5 protein-coding genes are annotated in these 5,620 nt (G+C 54.5%); 2 read left to right on the top strand and 3 right to left on the bottom strand.

The genetic code is table 11. The annotated features are described in order from the left end of the window. Positions 1-419 (bottom strand): GDSL-type esterase/lipase family protein (locus ACTH3S_RS17630; protein WP_441810319.1); only part of this gene is annotated, 419 nt, incomplete at its 3' end. 58 nt (positions 420-477) lie between these two features. On the opposite strand from ACTH3S_RS17630, the gene ACTH3S_RS17625 reads away from it, so the two are divergent. Further along, entirely contained in the window at positions 478-1,197 is a 720-nt protein-coding gene (locus ACTH3S_RS17625; RefSeq protein WP_441810318.1) for an ABC transporter ATP-binding protein, read from the top strand. Next, positions 1,197-3,683: an ABC transporter permease gene (locus tag ACTH3S_RS17620; protein ID WP_441810317.1), complete on the top strand. Its 2,487-nt coding sequence runs from the start codon at positions 1,197-1,199 to the stop codon at positions 3,681-3,683. The genes ACTH3S_RS17625 and ACTH3S_RS17620 overlap by 1 nt, the downstream gene beginning before the upstream one ends. A gap of 31 nt (positions 3,684-3,714) precedes the next feature. Here ACTH3S_RS17620 and ACTH3S_RS17615 read toward each other — a convergent pair whose 3' ends face one another. Both ACTH3S_RS17615 and ACTH3S_RS17610 read right to left on the bottom strand, forming a co-directional pair. Beyond that, a complete protein-coding gene (locus ACTH3S_RS17615) occupies positions 3,715-4,497 on the bottom strand; it encodes a substrate-binding periplasmic protein (protein ID WP_441810316.1) in 783 nt (260 codons plus the stop codon). A 175-nt stretch (positions 4,498-4,672) separates the two neighbouring features. Next, the coding region (locus ACTH3S_RS17610; protein ID WP_441810315.1) for an iron-containing alcohol dehydrogenase at positions 4,673-5,620 on the bottom strand (948 nt) is incomplete at its 5' end.

Below are 5,620 nucleotides of genomic sequence, written 5' to 3'. Positions count from 1 at the left end.
GGTATCTGCATCCCAACCAGAATGGCGCGGGCGCCAGAGTTCTGAACGTTTTCAACCATCGATGCAAGGTTGGATTTGATCACGCCGGGGGGAAAGCCGCGAAGGCCGTCGTTGCCACCCAGCTCGATAATAACCACGGAGGGATTATTCTTCTCAAGCAGCTCGGGCAACCGGCGAACGCCACCGTCTGTGGTTTCGCCGCTTATGCTGGCATTCACCACGCTCCAGTTGCTCAGGCCGTTGCTTTGCAAACGTTCACGCAGAAGCTGTACCCAAGCTGTTTCCGATGGCACACCGTAGGCAGCGCTGAGGCTGTCGCCCACAACCAGGAGTGTTTGTTGGCCTGCCATCACCGGCATGGCAAACAATGCCACCAAAAGGAATATAATTGATCTGACGTACAGCAACACCGTATGCATAAACAGCCTGTAACCCTTGATAAATGAACGTGCTTTTCCCGGGAGTTCCGTAAGCAACATGCAGACTAAAAACCAAGATAGCCAGCGCCCAATGCTGCGCGTTGAAAACCTGACCCACCGCGTAAGCTTGGAAACCAATACGCTAACGATCTTGAAGGGGGTCAGCCTTGAAATCAATCGGGGAGAATCCGTAGCCATTGTTGGTCGCTCCGGTTCCGGGAAAACCACCTTGCTGGGATTGCTTGCAGGTCTCGATACTCCCACCGAGGGCACCGTTGAGCTCGATGGCTCGATCATCAGCCGGCTAAGCGAAGATGAACGGGCCAAATTGCGGGCTCATCGTGTGGGCTTTGTGTTCCAGTCATTCCAATTGTTGCCGGCACTGACCGCTCTGGAAAACGTGATGCTGCCTTTGGAGCTTGCTGGTATGGATGCGCCCGAAAAACGTGCCCGGGAACTTCTTGAGCGGGTAGGGTTGGGTGAGCGGCTTACTCACACGCCACGGCAATTGTCTGGCGGCGAACAGCAGCGGGTTGCCATTGCCCGAGCATTTGCTTCCGATCCGGCCATCCTGTTTGCTGATGAGCCCACCGGAAACCTGGATAACCGCACCGGCCAAGAAATCTCAGATTTGCTGATGGCGTTAAACCAAGAGCAGGGCACCACGCTTGTGATGGTTACCCACGATGAACAGCTAGCGGCACGCTGTGCCCGACAGTTCCATATTGAAGCTGGCGAGTTGACAGAACCGGTTACCCAAACGGAGCACGCTGACTGATGGCTGCCGCAAAAAAACTGATGTCTGTGCGCCGGGATTGGCGTGAGCGCGATGTGCGAGTAGTGCTTTCGGCACTGATTATTGCCGTTGCTACGGTCGCCACCATTGCCCTGTTCGCCAGCCAGTTGCAACACACACTAGTGACTTCTGCCAGTTCGTTCCTAGCGGCAGACCGGCAACTAGAGTCAGAAAATGGCAGGCCTGTGCCTGAGGAATGGATCACCGAGGCGAGGGAGCGCGGGCTGGAAACCGGCCGCATGGTTGAGTTCTCCACCATGGTGTTTGGCAGTGATGCCTTCCAACTTGTTTCTGTAAAAGCCGTGAGTAACGAATACCCCCTGCGCGGGGAACTCGAAATCCAGGGAGATTCCGAAGGCTCCCGGGAACAGGTACAACATGGGCCAGCGCCAGGTGAAGTCTGGATTAACCCCAGGTTGTTGCGGCTGTTGGATATGCGCACCGGCGACACGCTGGAAGTAGGGAGTCGTAATTTAACCGTATCCGGCTTACTGCTCCGTGAGCCAGATGGCGGGTTCAGCCTGTCCGCGCTCGCACCTCGGGTGATGATGCATGTGGACGACGTAGACTCCACCGGCGTTATTCAAGAGGGCAGCCGCGTAGAGTACGTTTACCTGTTCGCCGGCACCGAAGCGGCGCTTGAGGGTTATTACCAATGGTTGCAGCCGCAGCTCGGGCCCAGCCATGAATGGGAAGGCGTTCGCGATGGCGAAACCTTTTCGCGGTCTCTAGAGCGAGCGGAAAGCTTCCTCTTGCTCGGCGGCAGTCTGGCGGTATTGCTGGCTGCAGTGGCCGTGGCGGTCGCCAGCAGGCAGTACGCATTATCTCAGCGCGATACCGTTGCACTACTAAAGACCCTGGGGCTTGGCAGCTCAGGGATAGGCATGCTCTATTTGAAGCGGCTTGCGTTGTGGGGTGTAACCGGTATGGTCGGCGGCCTTTTGGTGGCTGTTCCTCTATTCTGGTTGCTCACTCAGCTATTAAGTGAAGCGCTGGATCGGCCGGTCGAGTTTCAGCTGGATTCATCAGCGCTCACGCCGGCACTGCTTACGGCGCTGGTGTCACTGTTTGCTTTCGCCTACCCGCCCATTCGCCGCTTAAGACACGTACCTGCAATGCGCGTGTTACGCAGCCAGCCAGGTGAAACAGGCCGTGAAGCCTTACCCGATATGTTGATCGCCATTGTGGCGGTGTTTGGGTTGGTATGGCTGTATGCGGGCGAACTGTCATTAGTGGTTTCTCTACTAGGAGGCCTGGTGCTTTTGCTCGGTGCTTTGGGCCTGCTGGGTTGGCTTCTGGTGTCTGCACTTAGAAAGGTACGAGGTGGAGGACACTCCTGGCGCTTGGCCTTGGTAGGGCTTTATCGCCACCGCCGCTCCAGCCTGTCGCAGATTGCCGTTTTTGCTATGACACTGATGTTGGCAACTACGTTAATTCTGGTGCGCACATCCCTATTGGATGACTGGCAAGCTCAGCTTCCTGATGACGCACCCAATCACTTCCTGATTAACATTGCCCCGGATGCAGTGGATGAGGTTGCAAGCTTCTGGGAAGAGCGTGGTCAGCCGCTGAACCAGCTTTATCCCATGGTGCGTGGCCGGCTGACTGAACTGAACGGCCAGCCAGTAAAGGAGGTGGTGAGCAAAGATCAGCGAGTGGGCGCTCTAAACCGGGAATTGAATCTCACCTGGATGGCTTCACTTCCCAAAGACAACAATATTGTTGAGGGCAGCTGGTTTGAGGATGGCGATAAGGACGGCGTATCTGTGGAATCCGAGCTAGCGGGCAAGCTTGGCCTGGCGCTGGGAGATGAGTTGACGTTTACCATCGGTTCCGAAGAGGTTACTGAAACCGTTACCAGCATTCGCACGGTTCAATGGGACAGCATGAAACCCAACTTCTACATGGCCTTCCCGCCCGGTGGTGGCCTTACCGAGATGCCGGCTACCTGGATAACCAGTTTTTACCTGCCGAGAGATCGGAAAAGCGCGCTAAATGAGTTCTCCCGACGTTTTCCGACCGTCTCGTTGTTGGAAATTGATAACATTATCGAGCGCATACAAGAGATTGTTCGGCAGGTGACTCAGGCTATAGAAGCCATTCTTGTGCTCATCTTGGCGGCAGCGCTTGTGGTGATGGCCGCAGTTGTTAGCGCCACGCTTCAGGATCGCCAGAGGGAGGGGGCGCTGTTGCGCACGCTTGGCGGTCGCCAGAGCTTGCTGGTGCGAAGTACCATGCTGGAGTTTGCTCTGCTTGGTGGTTTTGCCGGGGTTCTGGGGGTTGCAGCAGCCGAGGCGGCTGTCTGGGCTTTGCAGTTCCGGATGTTTGAGGGGGCGTTCAGCTGGCACTGGCAGGTAGTGTTGCCCATACCGGTAATTAGCGCGCTGGTACTGGCGTTGTTTGGGCGCTGGCAGCTTAGGCCGGTACTGAGTGTGTCGCCAATGCTGTTGTTACGGCGGCTCGAGTAACGCAGAGTTCTGGGTAGGCAGCTTTCGCTGCTTACCGGTAGTTCGCGAGAATGGCGTCTAGTTCACCATTCTCGCGAATACGCGCAAGCTCGGTGTTGAATTCATTTGCAAAAGCCTGGCATTCCTTGCTGAGCATCACTCGGAAGCCGAAGGAAGTCATTTCTCCGGCGGATACCGTGAACTGACCCTGCAGACCCTCGTTTTTCAATATCCACTTACCCACCAGCAAATCGACTACGGCGGCGTCGAAGCGGTCGCCGTGAAGTAAAAAATTGAACATGTCCCTATCTTGGGAAACATCAAAGCGCGTTATAGCGCCGGAATCAAAGTGTGGTTGTAGCGCTGGGTACAGATAACCCAAATGTGTCACGACTGTTTTGGAGAAAAGGTCTTCGGGTGTTTGGTGTGTCATGCCGGCTTTTTTGGGTGTAAAGAGTACTTCCTGAACTTCGACGATGGGGTCTGTAAATAGAAAGTTTTCTGGCTTGTGAGTCCATTCCTTCGCTCGGGAGGTACCATCTATGTAGCCGTCAAGCAACATCTGATCAACGCGTTTACGTGGGATTTTCTTAGCAACAATCTGGTACCCCAAGCGCTCTGAAATCAACGAAACCACGTCCCACATAATGCCAGAGGGCGCATCCTGATCCACAATTATGTAGGGCGGATAGCCATTGGGCGAAATGTTGAAGCGGAATACTTTTGGGTCACTTGCGAGAGAGGCATTTGTACTAAATGCAAAGGCAAACAAAAAAAGCAGGTAAGCAAAACGTTGTGCGGAAGCTATAAGCCAGCGGTGTTTTCGATATGTCATCAAGAGGGACTCTTAGCGGCCAATGCTGTCCATAAACGAACTGACCTGGCTATATCCCTGCCAGAAAAAGTGTGATTGTCACTTTTTTGTCCCTGTACTTCAATCTCTAAACGTAATGTTTTGTTTGTTAGATCCAGGGCGCAGTGCTAAACACTGGATCTAACATTCGGGTGAATCAGGCCCAGGCGCGCTGAAGAACAGCTCGGGCGTCTTTTAGAGATACCTCTTTGGGGTTGAACATGATGGAGCCGTCATTCAGCGCCATCTCTGCAATTTGATCCAACTGGTTTTCAGTTACTTTACCTGCTTCTTTCAGCGTTCGTGGCAGCTGGCAGCGTTTGTACAGTGCATCTCTGAGTGTACGAAGGGCTGAAATACTGGCCTCAGCACGGCGGCTGGCGGGTGTGGCCGCATATACCTCTGGCCCATCCAAGTACAGCAACAGTTCACCCAACGGCTCGCGAATAGTTTCTAAATTGAACTCAAGAACATAGGGTAGATACAGGCTCATGCACAAACCGTGGGGCAGGTGGCAGATAGCGCCGGTGGCGTGGCCAAGAGAATGCACCAGCCCAACCATAGAGTTGGAAAACGCAATGCCAGCCATGGTAGAAGCCTGTGCCAATTCCAGCCGACCGGTACTGTCTTTCGGGTTGTCCATTACCTGCAGTAACGATTGGCTTACCTTCTTAATGGCCGCAGTGGCGTAGGCATCGCTCAGCGGATTTTTGGCCATGCACGTGAACGATTCGATGGCATGGGTCATCGCATCCATAGCCGTTGCTGCCGTAATGTGAGAAGGCAGCGTGAGGGTCATGCGCGGGTCGATAATAGCCGCGTTCGGTAACAGGAATGAGGAAGTGAAAGGCAGCTTTACGCCTTTGGCCTCGTCGGTGATGACGGCAACGGAAGTGACTTCTGAACCGGTTCCCGCCGTTGTGGGCACTACAAAAAATGGCTTGAGTGGGCGTTTGAGCACGCCTGCACCCGTGTACTTGGCGATGTCATCGCCGCCTTCGGAAACCAGAATGTTCACCGCTTTACCCGTGTCGATGGCTGAACCACCGCCTACCGCAATAATAGAATCGCATTTCTCTTTGCGGTAAATGGCGGCGATATCACG

Origin of the sequence: Marinobacter sp. (assembly GCF_052094685.1) — a bacterium.
Classification (GTDB): Bacteria; Pseudomonadota; Gammaproteobacteria; order Pseudomonadales; family Oleiphilaceae; genus Marinobacter.
Note: the sequence above shows the minus strand (reverse complement) of the source record. Positions and strands in the feature narration are given on the sequence as shown.